We start from the raw sequence: 25,719 nt of genomic DNA, 5'->3' as shown, positions 1-25,719 counted from the left end.
AGAGCTATATAGATTAAACTATTGTTATTTAAAGTAAAATAGATATATCGTTTACGTCATTAAGATACTAGACAGGATAATTTTATATTTAAGTACAAAATTGTTCTGTCTAATATAGCTGTTAGTGCCCAGAGGAGAAAAATAATCATGGAAGAAATTAGGCTTGTTTCTATAGGAAAAGTTGAATCAACCAGAAGTGAGATGATTGATGATAATTGGGATAAAGAAAACGCCTCTATAGTTATTGATGCTGCGTTCGGGGCGGAAGCTCTTATCGGACTGTCTGATTTTTCTCATGTTGAAGTGACTTTTTATTTCAACAAAGTTGATAAATCAAAGATCATCACGGGGGCAAGGCATCCAAGAAATAACACTGATTGGCCGAAAGTTGGTATTTTTGCCCAAAGAGGTAAAAACCGACCGAACCGTTTAGGTTCTACAATTTGTGAAGTTATTGCTGTTTGTGGGAGTGTGCTACAAGTTAGAGGATTGGATGCAATAGACGGTACGCCAGTGGTAGACATTAAGCCAGTAATGGGTGAATTCTTACCAAGAACAACCGTCGAGCAGCCCGAGTGGTCAAAAGAAATCATGTCAAATTACTGGTAGTCAGAGTGCTAATGTGGCGTTATGTCCTTTCGGTTTTTTGAGGTTCTATGAAAATAAGAAAAATGAGTTCAGTTGACTTGCCGGCTTTGTATGATATTTACACCGACAAAGAGGTTGTGAACAACAATCGTTACTTGCCTGAGATCAAAAGGGAAGAGTTTGACTCAATGTTCAATGACAGCCAGCTTAATTTTGTCGCAGTTGAAAGCGATGGAGAACTCTTGGGCCATTTGGCTATTAACTCAACGCCTAAGCCGACGTTAAAGCACTCTGCATCTTTTGGTATTGCGGTCGCCAAAACTTCTCGAGGAAAGGGAGTGGGTCGTTTCTTAATGGAATACTTGCTGTCGTATTGTGATGAGCAGCTAAACTTGACGCGTTTAGAGTTAGAGGTGCATGCAAACAACGTTGCTGCGTTGGCACTTTATAAATCCTTTGGTTTTAAAGTTGAGGGTACAAAACGCAAGGCTGTGCTTGTTGAAGATGATCTTATAGACATCGTCATCATGTCGAGAGTGCGGACATAACAAGCATTTAAGGTTTCAAGATACTTTTTCTTATCTCAACTGATGGCATTAGGTAAGACGAGCTAAGAAGGTTTTGTCCAAAGACGTGCTGATGCCGATCTCGGCAAACACGTCTTTGCCCCTTTCCTTGCCAGCTGCTCTCAACCCCACAAAACAGAGTGAGGTGATTTGACCAACTTTTTATCATCTTTGTAATCCTACTTTCCATATTTCGAACTAAAAATAATCTTGTTAAGCTATGAAAAAAAATACAATTATTCTTACATGTACACTCGCAACGTTACTAAGTGGGTGTGCTGCTAAAACCGATTTCAGAAAAGATGTAAGAGATCGTCCGGAAGCTGTAAAAATGGATGAGAAAGAGCATCTAGAAGAGATTAACAGGGTGAGCTATCTCGTAAAGCCTTTAATGGAAGAAGACAATCGCGCTGAAATCATCAAAGAGATAACAGGCTCTGAGGTTTATATTAAACAGATGAACACGGGCACCGAAGGAGCGATATCGAGTGCAGCTGTGAACATACATCAAGGCACTACGTTTAGTGGTTCGACAAGTGCTAGTCAGGTTCAACTCGCTGTTACTGCTGTAAGCCTACTACTCGGTGAGTACAATGATGGTAGCAACGAAATAACTGCCAAAGCATGGCTTCCGAGTGTCTACGATGGAAAAACAATCGAAACACCAGAAGATGCAGAACAAGTAGCTATAAAGTTTACCGAAGCCAGAATACAAGAAATTGCAAAAAAACTTGATTGGTCATACTCATGCATCGACGGTTGCGGCACCAGCTCTATTTTATATCACTTTGAGAACACCAAGAATATTACATTGCCTGAATCTTTCATATATCGACCTGATGAGTTCATCATCTTAGTTCAGTTTGTACCCGGCTTTAAGAAAGTGAAAGAACACGATCCAGTGAAAGTGCTCATTGGTCCAGAAGTGGCTTGGGGATCAAGAGGTATCACTTCTTATCACGCATCGTTCTATGCGGGTAATATTGAAAAGAACGAAGATGGCTCTGTTGCAATCTATAAATTTGAAAATGGTCGCGATTTCGTTAATGTAAAGCATAACATTGCCAAAACAAAACTAGGTTACGCTCTATATCAAACATTCCATAGCACGCCATACACGGTTCTAGGCGACGCACGAAGCGGACAGTCGTCAGTGTTCTATAACAACAAAGCGTATACTTTTTATTCTAACAGCCGTACTCAGTTAACTCGTTATGAGTTAGATATTGAAGATCTTCATGGCAATAAAATACTACAACCATTTAAATGAAAGTTAGCTTATGCCCAACCATTGGGGTCCACTATTGTATTGAATGAATTCAATCGTCCGTTAGTGGGCTAGACAGAATTCATAGTAAAAAGAGCTCCCAACATTATGTGAGAGCTCTTTATTTTTATTTTGTCTCGTCCTGAAATGTGTTTACACATTGAGGACGAATTATGACTACTTCAAATAATACCTACGTTAAGCGCACTCAGCGTGATTACACACTAGGCTTTAAATTACAGGTCGTCGCCGCTGTAGAAAGAGGCGATATGACCTATAAACAAGCCCAAACCATTTATGGTATCCAAGGCCGTTCAACCGTTTTAACCTGGCTTCGAAAGCACGGTAAGATGAATTGGGCGCAAAATCCAAGGATGAATGTCATGAGCCAATCACCTAAGCCTAAAGAATCGCCTGCACAGAAAATAAAACGTCTTGAGAAGGAGTTGGAAGACGAAAAAATCAAGAACCTCTTCTTAAATCGAGTGGTTGATATCCTTGATGCTGAGCACGGAACCTTGCGCTGCTTTTTAGCATAAGTAAAACCTAGATCACCAAGCGGTCTTTGTAAAAACTGGTTGTAAAGGAACGCAATCGCATTAAGCGCGACTTTTTGAGTGTTGATAGCGACGTGTTGTTCATTAGCAAGATAAGACAGATAGGCTGTTACCTCAGTCGTTCCCATATCTTGAGGATGCTTTAGCATATTAAAGCGAATGAAGTATTTTATCCAGTATATATAGGCCTTTTCTGTTTTGAGACTATAGCCTCGCATTCGCATGTGTCTACGGATTTCTTCAATGAATTTGCTTGCCATTTCCCACCTCCCAAAACTGTTTTTTTATACAGTTTATTGGTGTTAGAAGGAGTTTGAGTATGAAAAACGGCTTGTTTTATCAGGAGTAGTGGCTCATTTTGTCGGCAGAGCAATTAGTAAGTCGTTGTTAATAGGTAAGTTGAAGCAAGAACTCCCCAAGATAACATGCCACGTAAAAAGTGATAACAGGCCGGCTCGTTTTTATGTGAAGGTAAAATAATAAAATTTATGTATATTCTTTATTTTTTAATGGTTTATGTTAGATTGATTGTAAGTTAGGTTGGAGGGGAAACGAGCCGGCCTGTTATTAAGAATGTTAGTTGCCATAAAAGTTTCGAGTTATGAATATAGAAAGTATATTGGATGAACTTAAATTTGCGCATGAAGAGGCTCAAATGACCTGTGTTGTAGCAAGTGCAGGAATAAAATCTAGAATAGGTGCTGTGGGGCAGGTACAAAGAAATATACCTGGTGTGATGCTAGGGGATAGAGAGCCTTATCTCAGAGAGAAAACTGTTGGCACCTTTAGAGAAGAGCTAGCCACCTTCGGCTCTAATTTCGATGATAATGATTTTCTTATGGAATCTACACATGAAGTAAACGAAGAAATCTATGAGCTTCGGTACTACAAATTAACTCATATAAAAGTTGAGGCTAAAGAGGTTGTTCTTCATTCTGCTGAGGCGGAGCTTGAAGAGTTAAGAGAAACACATCAGGAGCCAGAGTTTGAGTAAAGCAACTAACAAGTTGCTGCACCGGACTCCGCAAACTGTCACTTTTTGTGCAAAGAGCCGCACAAAAACCGCCAGTTCGCTCCGCAGGTGAGCAAGGCGTTAGCTATCTTCGAGGTTAGCTATAGCTAGGGTGGTAAATGATAATAAGGATATTTATGTTGGTTAAATCTGTCGTTCTCTTGTTTTCAGCTCTAATTTCATTTTCAGCTACAGCGGAAATGAAAGTCTCTGATAATACAAAAGTTGTTTTTGTTGCCGTAAATGGCGGTACAGACTCGGCTAACCCAGGTACATCTTGCATCAAAGTCAGTAGTGCTGTTTCAAGCAGTTGTGATTCGGGTTATATTGCGATTCCTAATAACAATAAAGCCCTCTTATCTGCTTCCTTACAAGCAAAAGCAACTAATACTAATGTTTGGTTGAACTACAATAGTGCAGCTGTAAAACAACATTGTCCGGGGTTGGTGTTTACCAATTGCACGGTTTCAAGTATTGCCTTGAAGTGATAGCTAACAAAAGCTTCAAACCGACAAACAACGCGTGGCATTTTTAGTTTGCGGTAAATTTAGTGTTTAAGGTGCAGTGCGGCGGCTTGTTTTGTGCGTTGTTTGCGGTTTAAGCTGGCGTTATGTGGCTCAATTAAAATAATCATGAAAATCATATTTGCTAATAAAACACATATTGAACAGATATTGCCTATCTTTATGGAGCTGGAAGAATATTACTTTGGTGGTAAAGCAGCTTCGCTTGAAAGTATTAGGAATTATTTTCAGAGCAGAGTTTTCTCCGAAATATCTGGGGTTCAGGTTCTTCTCGCTATAGATGAGTCAGATCAAGCGGTAGGTTTAGCAACATTCTCAGTCTTATATCCTGCGCCAAGACTTTCTGGTCAAATCTACATGAAAGATCTTTTTACGTCTGCATCATCAAGAGGTACAGGAGTTGGAAAACAGCTTATGCAATTCATTGCAAATTACGCTCTTGAAAATGGTTGCAATCGACTAGATTGGACAGCAGAAAGTTCAAACCCTGTAGCTGGTGAGTTCTATGCTGCAATTGGTGCAGATCAAGTTAAAGAAAAGCAGTATTTCAGGTTCGAGGGTTCTGCTCTCAGCAAATTTGCAACCGCCACATAACAAAGCCTTCCAGCCGACCGCCTTCGGCGGCGGCTGAAGGCGGCGTTATAAATCTAATTCAGTGAGGCATTTTTTTTGAAAATTAACGAGCTTTGTCACATTGCAATCAGTTGTATTTCAATTGAAGAATCAACCAATTTTTATGAAAATATATTTGGCTTCAAAGTAGACGGAACACTTGGCAGTAACAATGGGAATGTTAAGTTAAGAGTAAGCGAATACTCGTATATAGAGCTTTTTCCGTTTGAGCAGTACAACTCTAAAGGTAGAGGATGTATTGCTCATTTCGCATTGTCTGTAGAATGTCTTGACTCCGCAATTTCTCATATGAGTAATAAAAATCAAAGTATATTACGTGGACCTTTCACTGTACGTTGCAAGAATAGTCAAAAAGACATTAGTAAAGTTGTGTTTTATAGTGGTCCAGATGGTGAAGAAATTGAGTTAATTCAGCGTTACTAGATTTATAACAAATCGTTCAAGTCTGATTCGCAAACGCGTGCCGATTTCGCTTCGCTCCATTTTGGCACACGTTCACTCACAGTTTAATTGGGCGTTGATATGACCCCCACTGTCAATTAAAAACGTAGAAGTTTCTGCTCCCTCATTTCAGAGCCTTTGTTCATTTTGGGATAGTGTTACCGCATAGATGAAGCAAGTAATGTCGTCGGTTCTCATGCTGATATACGTGGATTGCTCATCGTTTGATGAGTAGAGCCTACCTTACTTGTTCCGTCGTAGCACCTGTCTTCAGTCTATGCTCGTGGTTCAATACAGCCGAAGCTATATTGCCGTCCTAACGCCGTCGGTGTTTGTGCCACTCCCGATGCTTTATCCAATGCGATAACACTAATTCTGTCTTCATGCCGGTAAACGAGCGATTCGAGTTCTAGGATCCACATCGCTGATGACAACTTCACGCGCAATGGCCCAGATGTAAGCGATCATCTCTCTTGCGATGGCGACCACAACGACATTTCGGTGTTTACCTTTTTGTAGTAGTCGTTGGTAACGACGACATAACCTTTGCTGGGCTTGCCAAGCGATATCAACTATCTCTTTAGGCAGCCCTTCTTGCCTTAGTTGCAGCTCTACAGAGATGTTCGCTTTATGCTTATAGGTGTGTGCGCCTTCAACGAGTAACCGTCTGGCTCGACTGTTGCCACACTTTGTTAAGCTGCCGCGTCGAGTTTTACCGCCACTTGAGCTTTCGGTTGGAACGAGGCCCAGATAAGCCATTAGTTTTCTAGGATGATCGAACCGCCGTAAATCACCGAGTTCGGCGATGGTGCCAAGAGCGACCAATAATCGGACGCCGCGCATCGCTTGAATGGCTTTGACGACAGGATAGTATCGCCAATTTTTTACCTGATGGAGCAGTTCATTATCGAGGCGCTGAAGTCTTTGCATCCGCTCGCTGATAGTCATGATCATCTCTTGCAGAACGATCTGTTGGCTATAGTGAGGGAGAATGAGGTCTGTCAGCCACCGTAGATGCTTTTTAGACCAGTTGTCATTCACTGTTGCTTGAACATTATTGCGAAGTAGAAAGCCTTTGAGTTGGAACTTAGCGTCCTTGAGATCTTTCATAGCAGTTTCTCGGGCTCTTGAGAGATCTCGTATGGCTTCATCTTCGGCTTCTGGAACATAGATAGGGGTGAGCTCTTCAGCCTTGAAGAGTTTGGCAAGCTTAGCGGCATCTCGTTTATCGGTCTTCACACGGTCACCAGGCTTTTTAGGGATAAGTGAAGGAGCAACGACATAGCAGCAGTGCCCAAGGCTTGTGAGCAGGCGGTGAGTCCAGTATCCACATGGTCCAGCCTCATAGACAAAATGGAGGGTGGCTTTGGGATATTTAGATTGCAGTTGTTGTGTGAGTTTAATGAGGGCGGACTTGTTAGACTTTATTCGCCCCAAATGTTCAGGTGTAGCCCCGCGTTGCTCTTGCAGGACGGCGACTTGGATAAATGACTTATGCGTATCTAAGCCAATGAAAATTATGCTATCGTTATTCATGCTAGCCTCCAAATTTAGTTGTTTGAACACACTAATTATGGCTCTGGCTTTACGCTAACCCACGAAATTGGAGGCTAGCACCTCGTGGGGGTCATTATGTCTATAGCGCTCGATAAAATTGAATATGGATGGTCATGGAAAATATCGAAAAAGAGCTGTATCAAGCAGCAATAGAACTAGTAAATATGCGATATCCTTCTGGTTGGGGTGGTGCTGCGGCTGTTAGAACAGAGTCAGGAAAAATATTAACAAGTATTGCTCCTGATATTAAAAACGATGCTCTTTCACTATGCATGGAAGTGGGTGCTTATTTAGAGGCTCACAAACTCAATGAGCGAGTGACTCACTCATTATGTCTGTGTCGTGAGAACGAGAACGATGAATTTCTAATCTTGTCACCATGCGGAGTTTGCCAAGAGCGTCTTGTCCACTGGGGTGGGGATGTCAAAGCAGCTATAACAACTCCAGAGAATGCATTGGTTTTCAAAACTATACGAGAATTAATGCCTCATCATTGGTCACTTGTAAACGGCAAAGCGCTATAACAAGATGATTGGACTCCCCATCCCCAATCCGCCTATCTTTTAATAGGAAGCAACACGGGAGTCTGATTATGAAAAATCTCATTATTGGCGTTGATCTAGCCGCTAAGGTTATTCAAGTTTGCGTTTACGCAGATAAAAAGGTGCAATCTAATCGAGAAATGACACCGAAACAGTTCAGCGCTTATCTCAGTAATCTGTCACCCTCTCTGGTGGTGTTTGAAGCTTGCGCAAGCTCTAATTATTGGAATCAAATTGCCACATCTTTAGGCCACACTTCGAAGTTAATTTCCTCTCGTTTGGTTAAAGCGGTTCGTCAGAATCAAAAAACAGATAAGAATGACGCTTTAGCGATCATTCAAGCCTCACAGTTACCTGAAGTAACTTTCGTTTCTGGTAAGACGAATAGCCAACAGCAAGCGCAATCAATGCTGAAATTACGAGAGCAAGCTGTTAAACAACGGACGGCATTAAAAAATCAATTAATAGGATTGATGAGGGAGTTTAATCTTCCAGTCTCGAGGAACCATCAAGGCTTTACTCAATCGATAGAGCTGATTTTGGAAGACGCGGACAATGAGCTAACAGCTGATTTTAGGCATATGCTGAAAGTGTCACTCGACTTATATTTGGTTTTGTGCGAAGCCATTGATACTTATGATCATTCCCTTGATCAATGGATAAGGTCAATCCAAGAATGCCAAAAGTTAATGAAGATTGAAGGTATCGGTAAGTTAAACGCAGTTCATTTGTACATTGCTTTGGCATCAGGAGAACTTGGTCAGTTTAAAAAGGGAAAAGATGTTTCCGCTTGTATTGGCTTAACACCACTCCAACATTCTTCTGGTGGTAAAGCGAAGTTGGGACATATTGATAAACGGAAAAACTCAACGTTGCGCAGCCTATTAATTACTGGCGCAATGTCTGTGGTTCAGCAAGTCGTAAAACGCGATGCTAAAACAAAGAAAGAACAGTGGCTACAAGCATTAGTAGTACGTAGAGGTAAAAAATGTGCAGCGGTAGCGCTGGCAAATAAAACAGTTCGTACCGCTTTTGCTATGCTTAAATCTGATACGGAGTATAGAGCATCTATGCTCTGACAGTTTGACAAAATGAAGCGTAAGATAAAAGTTAGGTGATACAGAATAGTCGAAAGAGGAAAAGCTCGCTAACAAGCATTGTACCCTAACAGCCGAAATTATCATTGAGCAGAGGTAGCTCCTCAATAGTAGCTCGTATATAAGCACGCGAATATCTATCGTTCTTTTTGTTGAAACGGGGGAGTCCATATAAGAGACTATGGCGTCAATAGTTAATTTTTGACGCTATCTTTATCCCACATTGCGCCGTCTCTTAACATTGAATTGAGTATCACAACCATCTTTCTCATGCAGGCAACTATCGCTACTTTTTTAGGTTTTCCTGCCGCAAGTAATCGTTCATAAGTAGCCTTAAATACAGGGTTGCATTGGATAGCCGACATCATTGCCATGTACATGACTGTTCTAACTTGAGGTCGACCTCCTTTTATCATCCGTTTGCCTTTGAAGCGTCCGCTCTCTCTTGTTATAGGTGCGACGCCAATGAGAGAAGAGGCTTGCTTGTTAGTGATAAAACCGAGTTCGGGTACATTGCTAATTAGGGAGGCGGCTAGGATCTTTCCTACGCCAGGCATGCTTTGAAGGATGGTGTTCTTAGCTTGATACTCAGGGCAGCTCTCAATCAGCTTTTCTATCTTTGCCTCAACTTTCTCAAGCTGATTTTTTAGAGCGGTTAGAATCGGAGTAATAGTCGATGAGATGTTTTTGGGTAATATTTGTAGTCGGTTTCTTTCCATGGTTTGCATGGTGAGTAGTTGGTTCCGCCTCGTGACTAAGTCACTCATAAGTCGTATGTTTTCGCTTTTTAGCTTGGTAAGTTCGGGCTGAACTCGTTCGGCATAATGTGCGATGAGTTCGGCATCTAAACGGTCGTTCTTAGCTCGTTGACCAATGGCTTCAGCAAACCTTTTAATACGTAGTGGATTGGCTACGACATAAGGCAATTTGGCTTTATCGCAGGCGAGTATGAAAGGCATTTCTAATCGACCTGTAGCCTCGATGACGACGCGTTGAGGTTTGTGTTTCTTAATGATTTTAATGGCATCGCTGATGCCTTTATCGGTGTTTGGTACGGTGAAGTAAATGTCGAGTGGACGGACATAGATGTCTAATTGTGACTTACCAGTATCAACGCCAACATTAATGTTTTGAAGTGTGTTTGTATTCATAATAAGCTAACTCTTGCTTGCAAATGCGGGCTCGAGACCCAGAAGACTATTCGAGTGTGGTGCTTGGAGTTCTATCTGACGTTCGTACTTGTTACCGGTCTCTCAATAGAGGAGCCATCGTTTAATCGAACTACCAGATAGAAGAACTTTAGTTGCAGCTAAAGTCTGGGTCTCACCTTACCCGATTGGAGTGCTTATTATCCATACAAACTGTTCAAGAGGGATTCGCAACGCGTGGCATTTTCATTATGCGTTGGTTTAAGTGATTGGATGGTGTGCGGTAACTTTTGTATTGCGTTGCTCACCCCTTAACAGGGCTACATGGATTCCCCCGGTTGTCAAACATCCGCTAAACTTATGTTGATGGGTTTTGGACTGCCGCTCTACATTCGGCCTACTTATCGACGATTCGCATACGTCGTGGCCCTGATGACTTTGCGCGACTGCGGTGCCTTATTCGTTAGATGACATCTAGTGTGTCCGCCGCATTAACAGGCTCTCCGCAAGTGGTCTTAACCTATCTCCATCATTAGCGTCTGCAATGACCCGGTGGGTTTAACTCTTTATGCTGCTTAAGTTTTTACTTAAGCAGCATAGTTTTCATATTCTGTTTGATTGTGTAAAAGCGACCATATAATTCGTGCGTTCTTCGCGGCAAGTGCCACTATCGCTCGATTCATTCCTCTGCGCTCTAGAACGCCTCGACACCACTGACTTAACTTATCTTGCTTGTCGCCAAGGTTGGCAATCACGGTCCTTGCCCCGTGAACTAATAGTGTTCGCAAATATTTGTCGCCGTGTTTGGTTATCCGGCCTAAACGAGGCTTTCCTCCTGTGGAATATTGCTTTGGTACTAAGCCTAGCCATGCAGAAAAATCACGGCTTTTATCAAATTGAGTGCCATTGCCTATCGAAGCGAGTATCGCAGTCGCGGTCTGAGGACCAATGCCCCGAACCTTCATCACTCGTTGAACATTAGTGCTGACCTTAGCAAAAGAATCGAAGACTTGCTCAGTATCGGCGATACGTTGATTGAGTTCGTCAAGGTGATGATAAGCATCGGCTATCACCGTTCTTGCGAGGTGTGGCAGTTCATTTTCTGCATCTTCGAGCATTAAGGGAACCTGTTTCATCAATGAAGAGCGACCAACAGGAATGATTAATCCGAATTCAGAAAGCAGGGCACGCATGCGATTCATAAGCGCGGTGCGTTCACGAACCCAATGTTCTCTCATTCTATGTATCGATAGGATGGCTTGTTGCTCGGGGGATTTTACGGGCACAAAGCGAGTTGATGGGCGCTGAACAGCTTCGCATATGGCAGCAGCATCATTAAGGTCGTTCTTTCCCTTAGTTCGATAAGGAACTACGTATTTAACGGCCATAATACGGGCGTCGTGACCCAGTTTATTGAGTGTTCTTGCCCAATAATGTGCACCACCACACGCTTCAACGCCTATACGCATGAGTGGCATATTTGCTATTGTAGTCAGCAGTTTAGAGCGAGTTACTGACTTATGAAGTATGACCTTACCGTTTTGGTCTACGGCATGAAGACTAAAGTGGTTTTTGGCTAGGTCGATACCGCAGAAATAAGAATAATTAGACATGGTGCCTCCGGTACAATTAAGTACCACATAAGTGTGGCAGATCCTCGGTAGGGGGAATCCATGTCATTCGTTAGTTGCCTAGGGAGATTGGCTTTGATTCCGGAGTATTGGAAAGCTTTCATAATTAAAAATGAATTAGTGGGGAAATACTGTGAAATTCCAGAGTCCGCTGATCTATCTGAGTTAGATGGTGGTAACCTTAAACTACTCGATGAAAATCAAATCCTCAACGAAGCTAACGAGTTTTATCCTGGAATCGCAGTAAAGAAATTTGGATACATACCTGTAGCTAGTTGCTCACTTGGTTCCGGTGATCCATATTTTATAAACATAAATGATGGCGCTAATGGAAAATTGTATCGGATTTATCACGATGCTGAAATGATTGATGATGAATCTTACAATATGGATGAAGCCGTAAATTTAGTATTAGCGAATTACACAGAGTTACTAAAATACCTCTGCAAAAACGGCAACTAACAAGTTACTCAAAAGGACGCAAAACGCTTGGCTTGCGCTCCTTCGTCGCTAATTTTAGCCAAGCATTTATGCGCCCATTAGTAAGGCGTTAGCAACCTTATCGAGAGATCAAACAAGTGAAGTATATAATAGCCATCATTTTTTCATTACTCGTGGTGGGGTGTTCGTACGAAGATATTAAAGAGTCGATAGTTCCAAAGGAAGAATCATCTTTTGCCAAGGGCTATTTAGAACAACTTCGATTAAAGAATTATGAGTACATAAAATCTCAAATGCATCCAGAGCTTCTTGCCAAAGTAACAGTTGAAGAACTGGATAAATTGTCTGGATTTTTTCCAGAAGGTGAGCCTTTAAATACTGAATTAATGGGTTCAAATGTTCGTACATTCAATGATGTTTGGTCAGCGAATTTTTCGTTTGAGTCTAAATTTGAAGTAGATTGGTCAATATCAAGTGTTTCCATGATGAAGCAAGATGGAAAGATTTTGGTGACTGGAGTTAATGTTTATCGAACCAATGAATCACAAAAGGTATTAAACTCTTTTGGTAATGCAGAAATAAGTATTTCTAGGGTTTTAATATTTGCACTAACAGTAGTTACTCCAATCTTCATGATCGTAACTTGCTTTTTTGTTTACCGAACCCCCATAGAGAAAAAATGGCGCTGGTACTTATTGTCGTTTGTTGGTCTCGGTGCGATAGCAATGAATTGGACTACTGGCGAAATAGCCACGAAAATAGCAACAATAAAACTCCTTGGTTTTGGTGCTGGTGCTGCAAGCGAATTCGCTCCGTTTATATTTACTTTTACAATACCTATCGGGGCAATAACATTTTGGCTAAAACGCAAAAAAATGATTGAACAAACAATTGCTAACAAGGCCAGTCAGCAGGACGCAGCATAGCTGCGCCTCTGCTGGCGGCATTAAATGGCAATCATGGATATCGAAGCTATCAAACAAGTTCTGAGATCTTGGTTAGAGGAAGGCTACCTAGAAGGTGAACTATCAGTAGAGCCAGAATGGTATGTCTTGTGGCAGCCTGAAGAACTGGAAGAATTCAATCGCGACTATCAGATCGCCGAGTACGCTTCTGGCTTTTTAACATTCGGCGGCAATGGTAGCGGTGAGCTTTTGGTTGTGAATGATGCAGAAGAGGTGTTTTACATTCCAAGCATTGGTATAGCACCAGAATCGGCCATTAAGATTGCAAATAGCCTGCAAGAATTTAAAGGCTACATGCAGCAATGAACAAGGCCAAGCAGCATCGCGCACTCTGTGCGCTGTACCTCGCTACGCTCGGCCGCTGTTGGCGGCGTTATCCCTACTTTTCATAATACTTACCAGCCAAAATAGAGCAAAGTGCGTAACTCGCTTTTGTCCAAAGATCATTTTCAAATCTGAGCAGATGCTGTGTCTGATTTGGGATGTGATCGTTCGCTTGGCAAAGGTAAACGTTCTCCCTCTAGGACTTGTAATTGACACCTTGGCTGGCAGATACGTCCTCAAACAAGATGAACGCTCTAAAGGAGCGACGGTCACGTGTTGTTTGGGGTGAGGCTGATATAAGTTGTTCTACCGCTACGTTCCCCTTGGAAACCCTGAAAGGAAAACGCTTAAATTCTTTTGCTATATGCTTCACACTTGAGCAGTTTAATACATTGGAACAGCGTTATTGTGATTGTGTCCTGAGAATATAGCCCTCGAGGTAACTACTGCGGTTTCTATAACGTGAAATAGGTGTCTTGTTTTCAGTTTCGTTTTGTCACAAGATTCAGGTGGTAGGGCTAATAGAGGTAGTGTACGTAGCTTACCAAGTCGTAGGTTCTTGATTTCGCTCTTCCAGAGTTAACATAAAAAGTCCACCAGCTATGCTGGTGGACTTTTATGTAATCTAATGCAGATAGGTTTGTTTTTCTGAAGATGATATTTGCCTTATAATCCAACTTGCATCATGGAGCTGAGCTCCTTGTCGACACTTAAGTAGTACTTCTATTGCTCGCTGGGATAAATGATCTACATAACTTTCAGTTAGGTGGCAATTTATATGGAAATCATGTTCCCATATTTTATCTTGTATTGAAGACTGGTAGCTTCTTACTTCATCGCTGGTTAAGTGATGGAATTCCTCAAAAGCTGCAATCTCTAAGCATATTCCTGCAGTTTGAATCTCTATAGGGGTGATGTTCATTTTCAACTCCATATTCTTTGAAACTTTCGTGGGGTCTTCCCACAGATGAGACCAGAGTCACAGCGAACTAGAGTTGTACAAATTACACTCTTTAGTCATACATATTGGTCTTTAGGAGCGCATTTTTAATCTCCTATAGATTAAGATTAGTACATGGTTACTTCTTTGCAACTTATTATGACTTATAGGAGGTTATATTTTGCTTTTAAAAAGCGTAGTAAAGTGTCATTTGTCTAGGATTATGGGCGAAAAGCGGTTAAAGATTTCAATTGTTTCGAGGGATACTGGGATTAATCGAGGCACCATCACACGCTTGTATTACGATGAAGCGGAGAGGGTAGAGCTAGATGTCATTGGTAAGTTGTGTTTGTATCTGGATGTTCAAATTGACGAACTTTTTGAAGTTGAGCGTCTTGAATAGGCCATAGTTTCAATGAGTGATCTACGAAATGTCTCCAAACTTTGAGCGCTCAATTAATCGTTCATTTAGAACTGCCTCCCATAGCTCTAGTCCGTCTCTTTTCTCGTCCAGGTACTCATACCTATCATAGTGTTTGCCTGAGACATCACTGATAGCATGTCCCTGAATTCTATCACGGACTTCTTTACTGATTTTGAATTGACCGCCAAGCGTTTTAAATGTTCGTCTAAAGTCTCTCGCAATAAAGTTATCAATTTCTGTATTCCGTTTGTAGGACAGCAGTGCTTGAGCAAGAGTGTTGCTTGGCATTGGTTCAGTTGGCTTGGTCTTTTTATGGAACACAAATGGACTATTAAATTCGTTATCTTTGAGGCACTCCTTGAGGATCTCCACTGCGGTATGAGTGAGAGGTACTACATGTGCGTGGTTGGTTTTGAAAATTTCAGCGCGAATCGTGAGTGTTTTATCGCGGAAGTTAATATCGCTCCATTTAGTATTGGCGATCTCATAGGGGCGCTGGCCTCCTAAATAGAAACAAAGCTTGATAAAGCGTCGCGTTGATGTTGCTAACTTAAGGTCGTGATAACGATAACTCATGTCATGGATGAGTTGTACTAATTCATCAATGTTTAAGAAACGGTCTCCTGCCTTTTCGGCGTATGTTTGCTTAGGAATGGCTGAAATAGGATTGTATTTCAACCCAAACTTCACTTTAGAGTTATTACTTGCTGGGTCATTATCGTTTTTAAGTCCAAACTCAAAGGCGGCATGTAAGTAAGAACGAAGCTTATTACTTTTTGGAGCGTAACCTTCTTGGATAGGGATACTGAGAGCCTGCATAAAATCACTTGGTTCGAAGCTTTTTGCTTTGCGTGTTTTATCAAGGTAAGGGTAGATATTGCAGATGATTTTTTGTTTATCTTCTTCGTAATTTCTTTTTCCGCGCTTACATTTGTCTAATGTATAGAGGTCTATCAGCTGCTCAAACGAACCAGCCCTGAGTGACTCTTGTTCGAGATATTCTTGCTCTGCTTCTTTTTCCTGAAGGTATTCTAACGGGTCTATACCTTGAGACAGTAATTCGCTGTACGATTCAGCGATTTTTCTTGCCTTGGCCAGCGTAACTCCTGGTAAGCGGCCTATCGGAATCAAAATTGCTTTTGAACTTTGGAAGTAACGAAACTTAAAAGATTTTGAACCGGCAGGCGTTACTTGAACACCTAATCGTCCTTTTCCGCGCTCGCCTGTTTTATCCCAAGCGTAGAATGAACTTTTTTTAGGCGTTAGGCTGTTAATTTGTGTAACAGTGAGCATAAGTTTTTCTCCAAGCTTCGTTGATTTAAAATAGCACTTGCCTAGATCCGTGGTCAAGTATATGGTCAAGTAACGAGTGATATCTTTGAAACTTGGTGAAACATAATAAAACTTATATTTATGTTTTTCATATTATAATTTCTTGATTTTTATTGTTTTATTGTTTTATTTTGATTCTTTGTGTTTCATGTTGATTTCGGCATCCCATCTCTTCTAAGGATGTGGTCGTAGGTTCGAATCCTACAGGGCGTGCCATTATTAAAAGAAACCCGATAGCTCTCTGAGTTGTCGGGTTTTTTGCATTTTAGGGTGAGTTAAACTTTCTGCTTTTGTTAAACCATCACGACCTCTGGAATATATCTAAGGCCCAACATAGTACATCCATCTTCTAAATAACTGTCCGTCACCACATCGAAACCGAATTTACCATAGTAGTCTTTCAGGTGTGCTTGCGCTGAAATGAAAATAGAGCTTTCCGGGTAAATTTTTCGAGTCGTATCGAAGCTTACTTGCATGAGTTGGTTACCTACCTGCTTACCTCTGTACTCTTTTGCGACGATGACACGACCGATACATACATCATCGGCATCCGCGTTGATCAATGGGAGCACATCACAAGGGTATCCAAGTTTGGGAGCCATAATACGACTGTAAGCCACGAGACGTTCGTTATCATAGCCCATGACGTGATAGGTCTCGGGATGGTTATCTTTACCATCCAAGTCGCTGTAGGGTGTTTTCATGTCTACGATAAAAATATCGACTCTTTCTCGTAAGAAATCATAGAGCTCATCAACCGATAGCTCTGCAAATTTTTTCACTCTCCACTCGATCATTACCTTTCTCCTTATTATTTGGGGCTAAAACATAGAGGCAATTTCAACCGAGTTCATTAACCTTTGTTAATTGATTACTATTTTCCATTCCAAAAAGGCACAACTGTATCAACAATTGGGCCTTTATTTTGCTATCTTGACCTGACGGTTTTAAAATAGTCAGTTATTTAAAGAGATCGGAAAACCAATAACTGATAGGGTCTGCTGGGCATTCATATGGACCACACTCTAAAAAAGTTGAAATAACATTTATCAGCACTGTAATAATTGCAATAATGCATATGCCTTTTCCAAATGTGGTCATTTGATGTTCTTTTGTTTTACAATCATTATTCCAGAGCATAAGTAAGAGTGCTACTCCGGAAATTGTCATACCGAAAATAACAAAAGCCCAAGTATAATAATGCATGCCAAATATTGCGCTACCATAACCAGGTGTACCAGGGATAACATGTAATGATATTTGGCGAAGGGACGTAGCAGCACCAAATAGTGCACCAATTAAAATAATGCCATAATGTCGTTGCTCAGTACCGTAAACTACGTTCAACATAAAGCCAAACATTACCATTACAAAACCTAAACGTTGCAACAAGCAAAGTGGGCAAGGTAATTCATTCAAAGATAATTGTAAGATTGATCCCATGAGTAAAACGACGGTAATACCGAGAAGACCAAGTATATTGAATATGGTTATTTTTTTATTATTCATTGAATTGCCCCTTATAATAAAATAGATAGGGTATCTGTTGCATGGTGGTTAAACCAATATAAACTTATAATTAATGATATGGTAAATATTACATAACCTAATTGCTTTTTACGTGTAAATATACTGATTACCGATATTAATAGTAATAAGAAAATAAAACTCATCATAAAACTATCCTTACATATTGTTTAATTGCGTTTTGCTAGTCTAATATTAAGAGGTGTGACTTCGATTAATTCGTCATCATTAATCCAAGTCATTGCTTGTTCTAAGCTCATTGCGAAAGTGGCTTTCATCGCATAGTTTTTATCTGCAGTGGTTCTCCAAACTCTGGCTAGTTGTTTGCCCTGTCTGCAATTAACATAAAGGTCTGATGGTGTTATGGCTGCACCGATTATTTGTCCTTTATATACCTGTTCACCGTGCGTAATCATCATTCTACCTCGATCCTGCAGGTGAGCTAACGCATGGTTTAATGCCTTACCTGTTCCATTTGAAACCATTACGCTTCCGATCCTCTGCCCAACGTTCTCGCTACTCTTATTGCCGAATCCGTCCTCTTCAAAATGAAATGATGCAGTACCCCCTGAGAGGTTATTCAGGCAATGTCTCAACCCAAGCATTCCTCTTAATGACCCTCTAAAAACTAAGTTACTTTGATCATCGCCTGCTGTTTCACTTGATATAAGAGTGGCTTCTCTGTTCGTTAACTCATAGATTATGTCACTGATATTTTTGTTATAGCAGGTGATAAAACACTTATTATATGGTTCGTGGTGATTTTTATTCATTTCATTATTTATTACTTTAGGTCTTGAAATACAAAATTCTGAGCCCTCTCTCCTCAGCTTTTCAATTAAAACACCAAGGTGTAATTCACCTCTTCCGGAAACGTCGATACACCCAGCATCATTGGATGGTTTTATTTTCAAAGCAACATCATGTGTTGCTTCAAGCCTTAACCTTTCTGTAAGAGCTTTTGACTGAAGTACTTTTCCTTCTTGTCCTGCGAATGGAGAGTCATTAACGCTAAATTGGATACACACCATTGGTTTATCGATTTGTAGTTGTCCTAGTTTTAATTTGTTATTTTTAGTCGTTATAATGTCTGAAATACATATGTTATCAATACCAGATATAGCAATAATATCTCCAACATCTCCTTCTGGGATTGCAACTCTATTAAGCCCATGAGAGCGAAAGACTTCTTTTACTGTCGCACTTCTTTCCGGTTTCCCCTGACTTGTAATAATAACTTTCTGACCTTTTGTAAATCCGCCTGCCAATACACGACCAATGCCAATTAGTCCGATATATGGTGAATAATCAAGTTGGTGGATTTGCATTAAAGGTTCTGAGCTTTCTAAAATTTTTGGAGCCTCAACATTATTTATTATTAGGTCTAATAAGGGGGCCATACCTTCTGTTTTTATCGGTTTAGATAAATATTTATAGGCATAGTTTAAGCGAGCGCTACAACATACAATAGGGAAGTCTAATTGTTCCAACGTTGCACCTAGTTGAATGAGTAGGTCATATAATTTATCCAAACACCTTGATACGTTAGACTCTCTGCGGTCAATTTTATTAATGGCAACTAAAATTTTTAGCCCTTTTTTGATTGCCTTTTCAGCCACGAAACGAGTTTGAGGCATCGGCCCTTCGACTGCATCAACAACAACTAATGCTGCGTCAGCCATATCGATGACTCGCTCGACTTCACCACTAAAGTCTGAATGCCCGGGTGTATCGATTATATTGATACGATGATCTTTCCAATCAACGGCAGTTACCTTTGATAAAATGGTAATGCCTCGTTCTTGTTCTTGGTCATTTGAATCGAGTAATAAGTGCTTACCTTCATCTTGTCGAGATAATGAATTTGTTTGACGTAAGAGCGTATCAACTATCGATGTTTTTCCATGGTCTACATGTGCAACAATGGCAATGTTTCTTATATTTTGATGTTTCATTGACAATTGTCCTGTTAGATGTAGTTAATCATTTACCCTGTCTATTATGGGTCTAATTATATGGCTAAAACTCCTGGTTTTTTATTGTAATTAAGACAAAAAATATCAATAAAGAGACATTTTAAGGTCGATGAAATTGAGTTGGAACTTTTTTATTTTCTTTGCATTGGTCGCTAAGATCTCAAGACGTCGTGGAACTTACTAATAGAAAGTTAAAATTGTTCCTTTTTTGGGGTTTACATCATTTAGTAATAAAGCCACTATGAATTCACGAAGAATAGACAAGTAAAGCTGTTCACCAGTGGGTTTAGGAATCAAACCTTCTGCTGATGGCTGATTTAGAGGAAGTAATGGCAGGAAACAGTATCGGACAACATTTCCGCGTGACCACGTTCGGAGAAAGTCACGGTATCGCACTAGGATGTATCGTAGATGGGTGCCCACCAGGATTAGAAATTACCGAAGCAGACCTTCAAAAAGATTTGGATCGTCGTCGCCCTGGTACTTCTCGTTATACAACGGCTCGCCGTGAAGCGGATGAAGTAAAGATTTTATCAGGTGTATTTGAAGGCCAAACTACGGGTACTTCTATTGGTCTATTGATTGAAAATACAGACCAACGCTCTAAAGACTATTCCGAAATTAAAGACAAATTCCGCCCAGGCCACGCTGATTACACGTACCATCAAAAGTACGGTGTGCGTGATTACCGTGGTGGTGGTCGTTCTTCAGCTCGTGAAACAGCAATGCGTGTTGCGGCTGGTGCGATTGCAAAGAAATACCTAAAGCAAGAATTTGGTGTTGAAATCCAAGCTTACCTTTCTCAAATGGGCGATATCTCAATTGATAAAGTTGATTGGAACGAGATTGAAAACAACGCTTTCTTCTGCCCAGATGCAGATAAAGTACCTGAGTTTGACCAACTGATTCGTGACCTACTAAAAGAAGGCAACTCGATCGGTGCGAAGATTCAAGTGGTCGCGACTAAAGTGCCTGTAGGCCTTGGTGAGCCGATCTTTGATCGCTTAGATGCTGATATCGCGCACGCGCTAATGAGCATTAATGCTGTGAAAGGTGTTGAGATTGGTGATGGCTTTGATGTGGTTAATCAACGCGGTAGCGAACACCGTGATCCATTAACGCCAGAAGGCTTCACTAGCAACCATGCTGGCGGTATTTTAGGTGGTATCTCTACTGGCCAAGATATTGTGGCAAGCATTGCGCTTAAGCCAACATCAAGCATTACGGTACCGGGTGACACTATCACTAAAGATGGTGAGGCGACGCAGCTAATCACTAAAGGTCGTCATGATCCATGTGTTGGTATTCGTGCGGTGCCAATTGCAGAAGCGATGCTAGCGATTGTTCTACTCGATCACCTATTGCGTCATCGTGGTCAGAACCATGGCGTAACGACGAAGACTCCTCAAATCTAACGTTTGAGTGAATGAGAAAAAGGGTTGCTTCCTATTGGAGCAACCCTTTTTGTTTTCTAGTGGTATTTGCTATTAATGCACAGAGCTTTCTGGATCAAGCTGGAACGAAGGCAAGCGCCACTTGAATCTCACCGCTGCCATACGCAGCAAGTAGCCGACCACAAGCGTTACAATTGTTGCAGTGACATCGTTAATACCAAACTCGAGTAAGCCTAGGTATAAGCCTGAAGCAATCAGTGCGATAGAGGCGTAAAGCTCTTCATGCAGCACCAGCGGTGTTTGACGACAGATAAGATCACGCAGCAAACCACCAAATACACCAGTAACCAGTGCTGATACCATACAGATCATTGGGTGAAGGCCCATGTTCATCGCCACTTTAGTGCCTATGATACTGAATACAATCAGACCTAGCGCATCTAAGCGAATGAACAAACCTTTAAGTTTAATAACCCACTTAGCTAGGCCTGTTGTGACAACGCCTGCCACACAAGTAATCGCAAGAAATTCAGGGTTCTCAACCCAACCTAACGGGTAGTGACCAAGCAAGATGTCTCGCACTGTACCACCGCCAATCGCCGTTGCGCTGGCAACCAACATTACACCAAACCAATCCATTTTTTGTTTACCAGCACTGAGAGCACCGGTCATGGCTTCTGCCGTGATGCCAATGATATACAAAACACTTAGTAGCATTGCTGTAGCTCTATTATTTAGGTCTATAAATTGGAGTCTTATAGGCCTTGGAGATATAAAAATGAAGCGCGAGTGTAGTAGTAAAACAGGTGATTGACGAATGAATATTTGTACCGTGAATGAGCATTTCAGATTAGCTAAACTAATCATTCACCTAAAAGTGGTGTAATCTGGATGCTGCAATCGATTGTCCACCTCTAGGACAACGATATTGCGAATGTCATTACCCTTAATAGGGCTTTACCGAGCGCGCAAAAAAACGCAAAATGCGCCTGTTCTTTTTACTTTAATTTGATTCTATGACGCACCAATATCCAGATATTATCAATATTTTCAACCAAACCTTTTTCGATAGCTTCAATACTAAACTCGAACTAGGTGAAGATGAGCCTATTTATCTACCAGCCGATGAGCAGGTTCCTCACCATCGTATCGTGTTTGCTTGCGGGTTTTATGCCTCTGCACTGCACGAGATCGCGCACTGGTGTGTAGCGGGTCCTGAGCGTCGTTTATTGGAAGATTTTGGTTATTGGTATGAGCCAGATGGTCGAACAGAAGCGGTTCAAGCTGAGTTTGAAAAGGTAGAAATCCGCCCGCAAGCGTATGAATGGATCATTGCAACCAGTGCAGGCTTTCCTTTTAATGTTAGCTGTGACAATCTACACGGCGATTTTGAGCCAGATCGTTTGGCCTTTATGAATAAAGTACACAACGAAGTCATGGGTATCCTAGAAGTTGGTCTTCCACCAAGAGTCAAAATGCTTTCTGAAGCGTTGCGCGACTTCTACGATGTAGAACCTCTGTGTGCTAGCCAGTTTATTGTGAAATAAGAGAATATTATGATTATCGAATTTGAAGAAAAACTACTTGAAGTAATTGATGCTCGCATTGAAAACGCATCAGATGACGAACTGTTTGCGGGTGGTTACTTACGTGGTCATATTTCTCTTTCAGTGGCTTCATGTGAAGAAGAAGGCATTGAAGATTTAGCAGAAGTAAAAGCGCGCATTGAGAAGAGCCTAGATGATGCTCGCTCTGAACTTACACCAGCAGATCGCACCATTGTGAATGACCTTTGGGTTGAGCTACAAAACCAAGCTTAATTCTTGGTGATATCTGTTCAGTCTCTTCCTTTCCATTTTGCTGAGCAGTGAATAGTTTGAGACTCATTCGAAATTTTTGAATGAGTCTGTTCAATCCTTGTTATGGTGCCATTTTCTGACTACGTTACTCTAATCCCACTTAACGAGATTACAGAAAGGGTTACATCATGAAAGTTATCGCATTCGGCGCAAGCACAAGCTCTACCTCTATCAACAAAACACTAGCAACTTACGCAGCTAGCTTGATTGAAGGTGCTGACGTAAAAGTTCTCAACATCACTGATTATAACGTTCCTATGTTCAGTGAAGACACTGAAAAAGAGATCGGTCAAGCAGAAGGCGCGCAAGCATTTTTGCGTGATCTAGCAGAAGCGGACGCATTTGTTATCTCTTTCGCAGAACACAACGGACATTACCCTGCAGCGTATAAAAACCTGTTTGATTGGGCGACACGCATTGAGCGTTCAGTCTTTGGCGAAAAGCCTGCGGTTTACCTAGCGACTTCTCCTGGCCCTGGTGGGGCACAAACAGTACTGGGCGCGGCGGCAAGCTCGGCACCTTACTTTGGCGGTAACGTAAAGGCATCAGTTTCTGTACCAAGCTTCTACGATAACTTCGACTTTGAATCTGGTTCTATCAGCAACGAAGAGATCGCACAGCAGATTAAAGAAGCCGTCGCTAAGCTTTAATTCTTATTAGTGCTTAAACCCAGTAAAGTCGTTTGAAAGTTTAAGTCATCAGATACAAAAAGCCCGAGAGACATAACGTCACTCGGGCTTTTTCATTACAAATACTCTGAATTTACGAACGAGTAGTCCGTCAGCTATTGATTGGCTTTCGCTTGTTTATCTGCGACCCATCCCGCTGTTAATGCCTTACCCTTACGTAGTCTGCGTACCCACATTCTGCTTGGGTGAATGGCTTCCAGTACATCAGCAGGAAGAGGAAGTGGATCGCCACAAATTTGTGATGCTAAAACCTCTGCAAGTAGGGGAGCAGAGCTTAACCCGCGAGAGCCTAAACCGATAAAGCAGAATAGGTTAGGGAAGCTAGTGACAGTTTCAACATCGTCAACCGAGTCACGCTGTGGGTTAAAGTTATGCAGATTTTGGTACTGCTCTTTAATGGCTTCAAAGTTACCAACGTTACCGACAAACGGAAGATGATCGCGGCTTACACTACGGATACCTTGGCGCGCTAGGTTGCCACTGGTATCGACTTCTTTTGTCCATGCTTGATCTGGCAATGACCCATGAAGGCGCTCGCCATTGTGCTGTTGAACTTCAGCATCAAACTCTTGGTCGATGTTGGTTTTGTCGTAGTTCGCGCCAATGCAATGGTGTCCATTGTTTGGGTTTTGTGGCGTAAGGTAGCCATCAAAGCACAACACGGTTTTGAGTTTGCTAAGATTTTCCGTGGTTGGAATGTGGCTCACTTGACCTTTAACCGGAGTAAGAGGTACAGGTTGAGTTTGCTCAAATTGAGTGAACTTATGCCCGTTCGCAACCACTACTTGGTCATGCTTAGTTTGAATCTGACCTTGTGGTGTCTCAATCGTTAGTAGCCATTGTTGTTCAGCTTCGAGCAACTCTAGTTGAGTCACTTGATGTTGATAGTGTGTACTTACTTTATTGACTTGTTCCAATTGACCAATCAGGCCTTGAGTAAGCTGAAGTGGGCTTAACCATCCACCTAGAGGAAAGTAGACGCTCTCTTTATCAACGGGTAAACCGATCTTTTCGTTTGCTTGCTCTGGCGATAAACGCTGAATCAAATCGGTGTGGAAATTACCTGCCAACATGCGATTGAGCTTCTTAGTGGAACCTTCATCCCACATCAAAATGTTCACACCACACCAGTTATGGTCGAATTCAATCGATGTTGCGGCTTGATTGATGAACTGACGCGCAAACAACAATCCAGGGCCGAATATACGCGAAACGTTTGAGGTCGCTTCACTCAATAGCGGGTAAATCGCACCTTGGTTATTACCAGAGGCGTTACCTGCAGCTTGCTGGTGTTCACAATAAAGCGTGATGTTCTTACCGCGGCGGCTCAGTGTTTTAGCCAACGCAGCACTGGCAACACCACCACCGATGATAGCGATGTCTTGTGAGTCGCTGTGCTCTGATAAGCCATACCAAGGTTTGATATTGGTATGAGCATGTTTTTCGCCAAGTCGGCCTGCAATCATTTCGCGCTTAGTACCAAAGCCTTTGACCTTCTTCATCTCAAAGCCAGCTTCAATTAACCCACGACGCACGAAACCGGCCGCGGTAAAAGTCGCACAGCTACAATCTTGTTTGGCTAGCTTTGCCATGCCATTGAATAGGTTTTGGTTCCACATCTCTGGGTTTTTGCTTGGGGCGAATCCATCTAGGAACCATGCATCCACCAAACCTATCTTTGGCGTAGGCACGCTTGGCATACAGTCTTTGATGTCGCCGAACCATAAATCCAATGTGATCGCGCCATCGCCCAATACAATGCGGTGACATTCAGGCAGGGCGATAGGGTAGTGTTCTTGGAGTTGCGTCGCATACTCGGCTAATTCTGGCCACGCTTGGTGTGCTTTGATGAGATCCTCTTTGTTTAAAGGATATTTCTCAAAACTGATGAAATGTAACTCTTTGGTAATAGCTTGAGGGTTATCTTTAAGGAAAGCATCGAACCACTGCCAAACCGCAAGAAAGTTGAGGCCTGTACCAAAGCCAGTTTCAGCGATCACAAAACGGCGCTGATCATGTTCAAGCCAACGCTCTGGAAGGTGGTTTTGCTTTAAAAAAACGTAACGAGTCTCTTCCAAACCATTTACGTTGGAGAAGTAAACATCGTCAAATTGGTCTGAAACTGGCGTGCCAGACTCATTCCATTCCAGCTCAGCATTAGTAATTGAAGTCATAAAATCTATCATTTTGTGATTTGAAGCGATATGTTGGTAGGGATTGTACGAATTTCTAGGAAAGCTGACCACTTTTGTTAGGCTTCTTAGTTATCATCTAGCTGAATTTAG

Annotated in this window: 28 protein-coding genes and 2 pseudogenes; 18 read left to right on the top strand and 12 right to left on the bottom strand. The window is 41.7% G+C overall.

What is annotated here, in order from left to right; translation table 11 throughout:
* Positions 1–147: 147 nt before the first annotated feature.
* The 4 genes and pseudogenes from OCV52_RS11230 to OCV52_RS11215 form a co-directional block, all read left to right on the top strand.
* Positions 148–609 (top strand): SAM-dependent methyltransferase, encoded by a 462-nt coding sequence (locus OCV52_RS11230; RefSeq protein ID WP_102426555.1) that lies wholly within the window; start codon positions 148–150, stop codon positions 607–609.
* A 62-nt stretch (positions 610–671) separates the two neighbouring features.
* The gene (locus tag OCV52_RS11225; RefSeq protein ID WP_102426554.1) at positions 672–1,136 is read left to right on the top strand and encodes a GNAT family N-acetyltransferase; all 465 of its coding nucleotides are present in this window, start codon (positions 672–674) and stop codon (positions 1,134–1,136) included.
* Between the two features lie 238 nt (positions 1,137–1,374).
* Positions 1,375–2,424, top strand: coding sequence for a hypothetical protein (locus OCV52_RS11220; RefSeq protein WP_137407920.1), 1,050 nt, complete (start codon positions 1,375–1,377; stop codon positions 2,422–2,424).
* Positions 2,425–2,594: 170 nt separating this feature from the next.
* A pseudogene (locus OCV52_RS11215) lies at positions 2,595–2,936 on the top strand (IS3 family transposase); the annotation flags it as partial.
* Here OCV52_RS11215 and OCV52_RS11210 read toward each other — a convergent pair.
* Positions 2,933–3,238, bottom strand: a pseudogene (locus OCV52_RS11210) (site-specific integrase); the annotation flags it as partial. The pseudogenes OCV52_RS11215 and OCV52_RS11210 sit on opposite strands and share 4 nt — an antisense overlap.
* A gap of 341 nt (positions 3,239–3,579) precedes the next feature.
* On the opposite strand from OCV52_RS11210, the gene OCV52_RS11205 reads away from it, so the two are divergent.
* From OCV52_RS11205 to OCV52_RS11190, 4 genes are all read left to right on the top strand, one after another.
* Positions 3,580–3,972, top strand: coding sequence for a hypothetical protein (locus OCV52_RS11205; RefSeq protein WP_137407918.1), 393 nt, complete (start codon positions 3,580–3,582; stop codon positions 3,970–3,972).
* Positions 3,973–4,127: 155 nt separating this feature from the next.
* Positions 4,128–4,478 (top strand): hypothetical protein, encoded by a 351-nt coding sequence (locus OCV52_RS11200; protein WP_137407917.1) that lies wholly within the window; start codon positions 4,128–4,130, stop codon positions 4,476–4,478.
* 144 nt (positions 4,479–4,622) lie between these two features.
* Positions 4,623–5,108 (top strand): GNAT family N-acetyltransferase, encoded by a 486-nt coding sequence (locus tag OCV52_RS11195; RefSeq protein WP_004741846.1) that lies wholly within the window; start codon positions 4,623–4,625, stop codon positions 5,106–5,108.
* A 75-nt stretch (positions 5,109–5,183) separates the two neighbouring features.
* The gene (locus tag OCV52_RS11190) at positions 5,184–5,570 is read left to right on the top strand and encodes a VOC family protein (RefSeq protein ID WP_017105996.1); all 387 of its coding nucleotides are present in this window, start codon (positions 5,184–5,186) and stop codon (positions 5,568–5,570) included.
* A 399-nt stretch (positions 5,571–5,969) separates the two neighbouring features.
* Here OCV52_RS11190 and OCV52_RS11185 read toward each other — a convergent pair whose 3' ends face one another.
* Complete coding sequence (locus OCV52_RS11185) at positions 5,970–7,124, bottom strand: IS110 family RNA-guided transposase (protein ID WP_150897865.1); 1,155 nt, start codon at positions 7,122–7,124, stop codon at positions 5,970–5,972.
* A 134-nt stretch (positions 7,125–7,258) separates the two neighbouring features.
* Here OCV52_RS11185 and OCV52_RS11180 point away from each other — a divergent pair, with 134 nt between their 5' ends.
* Positions 7,259–7,669 (top strand): cytidine deaminase, encoded by a 411-nt coding sequence (locus tag OCV52_RS11180; RefSeq protein ID WP_010648722.1) that lies wholly within the window; start codon positions 7,259–7,261, stop codon positions 7,667–7,669.
* Between the two features lie 68 nt (positions 7,670–7,737).
* Positions 7,738–8,766, top strand: coding sequence for an IS110 family RNA-guided transposase (locus OCV52_RS11175; protein ID WP_102459962.1), 1,029 nt, complete (start codon positions 7,738–7,740; stop codon positions 8,764–8,766).
* A gap of 212 nt (positions 8,767–8,978) precedes the next feature.
* Here OCV52_RS11175 and OCV52_RS11170 read toward each other — a convergent pair whose 3' ends face one another.
* The gene (locus OCV52_RS11170; RefSeq protein WP_261900848.1) at positions 8,979–9,935 is read right to left on the bottom strand and encodes an IS110 family RNA-guided transposase; all 957 of its coding nucleotides are present in this window, start codon (positions 9,933–9,935) and stop codon (positions 8,979–8,981) included.
* 584 nt (positions 9,936–10,519) lie between these two features.
* Complete coding sequence (locus OCV52_RS11160; protein WP_261900847.1) at positions 10,520–11,545, bottom strand: IS110 family RNA-guided transposase; 1,026 nt, start codon at positions 11,543–11,545, stop codon at positions 10,520–10,522.
* Positions 11,546–11,605: 60 nt separating this feature from the next.
* Here OCV52_RS11160 and OCV52_RS11155 point away from each other — a divergent pair, with 60 nt between their 5' ends.
* The 3 genes from OCV52_RS11155 (at position 11,606) to OCV52_RS11145 (ending at position 13,275) form a co-directional block, all read left to right on the top strand.
* Complete coding sequence (locus tag OCV52_RS11155) at positions 11,606–12,025, top strand: hypothetical protein (RefSeq protein WP_233090627.1); 420 nt, start codon at positions 11,606–11,608, stop codon at positions 12,023–12,025.
* Between the two features lie 116 nt (positions 12,026–12,141).
* Entirely contained in the window at positions 12,142–12,930 is a 789-nt protein-coding gene (locus tag OCV52_RS11150) for a hypothetical protein (RefSeq protein ID WP_008220745.1), read from the top strand.
* Positions 12,931–12,954: 24 nt separating this feature from the next.
* Positions 12,955–13,275: a hypothetical protein gene (locus OCV52_RS11145; protein ID WP_137407820.1), complete on the top strand. Its 321-nt coding sequence runs from the start codon at positions 12,955–12,957 to the stop codon at positions 13,273–13,275.
* Between the two features lie 643 nt (positions 13,276–13,918).
* Here OCV52_RS11145 and OCV52_RS11140 read toward each other — a convergent pair.
* On the bottom strand, positions 13,919–14,215 hold the full coding sequence (locus tag OCV52_RS11140; RefSeq protein WP_137407821.1) for a hypothetical protein: 297 nt from the start codon (positions 14,213–14,215) through the stop codon (positions 13,919–13,921).
* 241 nt (positions 14,216–14,456) lie between these two features.
* Between OCV52_RS11140 and OCV52_RS11135 the strand changes: the two genes are divergently transcribed.
* Positions 14,457–14,636, top strand: a complete 180-nt coding sequence (locus tag OCV52_RS11135) for a helix-turn-helix domain-containing protein (RefSeq protein WP_128644427.1) — start codon at positions 14,457–14,459, stop codon at positions 14,634–14,636.
* Between the two features lie 21 nt (positions 14,637–14,657).
* Here the strand turns inward: OCV52_RS11135 and OCV52_RS11130 are convergent, their stop codons facing one another.
* The 5 genes from OCV52_RS11130 to OCV52_RS11110 form a co-directional block, all read right to left on the bottom strand.
* Positions 14,658–15,950: a tyrosine-type recombinase/integrase gene (locus OCV52_RS11130; RefSeq protein WP_137407822.1), complete on the bottom strand. Its 1,293-nt coding sequence runs from the start codon at positions 15,948–15,950 to the stop codon at positions 14,658–14,660.
* A 332-nt stretch (positions 15,951–16,282) separates the two neighbouring features.
* Entirely contained in the window at positions 16,283–16,786 is a 504-nt protein-coding gene (locus tag OCV52_RS11125; RefSeq protein ID WP_137407823.1) for a GNAT family N-acetyltransferase, read from the bottom strand.
* 163 nt (positions 16,787–16,949) lie between these two features.
* Positions 16,950–17,498, bottom strand: coding sequence for a disulfide bond formation protein B (locus OCV52_RS11120; RefSeq protein WP_137407824.1), 549 nt, complete (start codon positions 17,496–17,498; stop codon positions 16,950–16,952).
* A gap of 11 nt (positions 17,499–17,509) precedes the next feature.
* Positions 17,510–17,665 (bottom strand): DUF5993 family protein, encoded by a 156-nt coding sequence (locus OCV52_RS11115; protein ID WP_233090551.1) that lies wholly within the window; start codon positions 17,663–17,665, stop codon positions 17,510–17,512.
* A 21-nt stretch (positions 17,666–17,686) separates the two neighbouring features.
* On the bottom strand, positions 17,687–19,471 hold the full coding sequence (locus OCV52_RS11110; RefSeq protein WP_137407825.1) for a GTP-binding protein: 1,785 nt from the start codon (positions 19,469–19,471) through the stop codon (positions 17,687–17,689).
* 350 nt (positions 19,472–19,821) lie between these two features.
* Here OCV52_RS11110 and aroC point away from each other — a divergent pair, with 350 nt between their 5' ends.
* The gene (gene aroC, locus OCV52_RS11105; RefSeq protein WP_137407826.1) at positions 19,822–20,907 is read left to right on the top strand and encodes a chorismate synthase; all 1,086 of its coding nucleotides are present in this window, start codon (positions 19,822–19,824) and stop codon (positions 20,905–20,907) included.
* A 72-nt stretch (positions 20,908–20,979) separates the two neighbouring features.
* Here the strand turns inward: aroC and OCV52_RS11100 are convergent, their stop codons facing one another.
* Complete coding sequence (locus tag OCV52_RS11100) at positions 20,980–21,603, bottom strand: trimeric intracellular cation channel family protein (RefSeq protein ID WP_061033724.1); 624 nt, start codon at positions 21,601–21,603, stop codon at positions 20,980–20,982.
* Positions 21,604–21,902: 299 nt separating this feature from the next.
* Between OCV52_RS11100 and OCV52_RS11095 the strand changes: the two genes are divergently transcribed.
* From OCV52_RS11095 to OCV52_RS11085, 3 genes are all read left to right on the top strand, one after another.
* A complete protein-coding gene (locus tag OCV52_RS11095; protein WP_137407827.1) occupies positions 21,903–22,433 on the top strand; it encodes an elongation factor P hydroxylase in 531 nt (176 codons plus the stop codon).
* 9 nt (positions 22,434–22,442) lie between these two features.
* Complete coding sequence (locus OCV52_RS11090) at positions 22,443–22,706, top strand: YfcL family protein (RefSeq protein ID WP_004737967.1); 264 nt, start codon at positions 22,443–22,445, stop codon at positions 22,704–22,706.
* A gap of 167 nt (positions 22,707–22,873) precedes the next feature.
* A complete protein-coding gene (locus OCV52_RS11085; RefSeq protein ID WP_137407828.1) occupies positions 22,874–23,395 on the top strand; it encodes an NADPH-dependent FMN reductase in 522 nt (173 codons plus the stop codon).
* A 134-nt stretch (positions 23,396–23,529) separates the two neighbouring features.
* On the opposite strand, the gene mnmC is transcribed toward OCV52_RS11085, so the two are convergent.
* Positions 23,530–25,680: a bifunctional tRNA (5-methylaminomethyl-2-thiouridine)(34)-methyltransferase MnmD/FAD-dependent 5-carboxymethylaminomethyl-2-thiouridine(34) oxidoreductase MnmC gene (mnmC, locus tag OCV52_RS11080; RefSeq protein WP_137407829.1), complete on the bottom strand. Its 2,151-nt coding sequence runs from the start codon at positions 25,678–25,680 to the stop codon at positions 23,530–23,532.
* Positions 25,681–25,719: the final 39 nt, after the last annotated feature.

Origin of the sequence: Vibrio chagasii (assembly GCF_024347355.1) — a bacterium.
GTDB classification, from domain to species: Bacteria; Pseudomonadota; Gammaproteobacteria; order Enterobacterales; family Vibrionaceae; genus Vibrio; species Vibrio chagasii.
The sequence above is the reverse complement of the archived record's forward strand: the minus strand, read 5'-3'. Positions and strand labels throughout refer to the sequence as shown.